Origin of the sequence: Halobellus sp. Atlit-38R (assembly GCF_003665925.1) — an archaeon.
Taxonomy (GTDB): Archaea; Halobacteriota; Halobacteria; order Halobacteriales; family Haloferacaceae; genus Haloquadratum; species Haloquadratum inordinatus.
This window is the reverse complement of record NZ_QXIJ01000064.1, coordinates 1-815: the sequence shown is the minus strand read 5'-3', so window position 1 is coordinate 815 and position 815 is coordinate 1. Positions and strand designations below refer to the sequence as shown.

The following is an 815-nucleotide window of genomic DNA, read 5'->3' as shown; positions in this document are numbered from 1 at the left end:
GCGATAATGATCTCGCGGACTTCTTTCTCGCCATCGTCGTCGGCCAGATCGTCCAGTTCCTCGTGATGATCTTCGTGCTCGCTATCTCGCGGTATCGCGAGTACGTCGCCGACGCCGATGCGAAACGTGTCATCGACTCCGGCGACCCACTCGCCCGCGCCCTCGAGAAAATCCAGCAGGGGAACCAGCAGGCTCGCGAGTCGGCCCGGACTGCCCAGCGGAGTCACGGCCGTGCTCGCCGCGACCGGCGCCGCGACGCGAACGTCGACCAGCAGGTGAGCGCGCTCTGTATCTCTAGTCCCAACCGTGGCTTCCTCCAGCGGATCGTCTCTACGCACCCGCCGATGGAGAAGCGCATCGAACGGCTTCGCTCGTAGATGCCCGGCCTCCGTGAACTCCTTGCGGTCGTCCTCGGTGTCCTGTTAGGCATTGGGTTGCTCGCCGCGCCGCGTACGGCTCTCCGGCTGTCCGTGTTTGTTGGCCCGACCCGTCGTCGCCGCGGTGACTACGGCACTGACGATACCATCCCTGACCAGTGGACATGGATTGTCCGTGGACTTGGTGTCGCCTCGCTCGCAGTCGCTGCGTTCATCGCCTACCAGACCTATACCTGACTACATCTCCATTGGATGCATCGAGACCCACTGATTCGGTGACTCGGCGAGATCGCCTCCGGGGTATACACGGCGGGAGTCTCTCCTCGCAGAAAGATAGACTGTCTACAGGAGATAACCGTTCACGCACCAGCGGTGGATAGCGTCACCTATCGGTAGATAGAGGTCAAGTGATGCACCGGGAGAATGTTGGTACGTGGG

At 62.0% G+C, this 815-nt stretch carries 1 protein-coding gene; it reads left to right on the top strand.

Annotated features, from left to right (window positions below; all coding sequences use genetic code 11):
- On the top strand, positions 1–377 hold a 377-nt coding region (locus D3D02_RS18100), incomplete at its 5' end, for a M48 family metallopeptidase (protein WP_147435699.1).
- Positions 378–815: the final 438 nt, after the last annotated feature.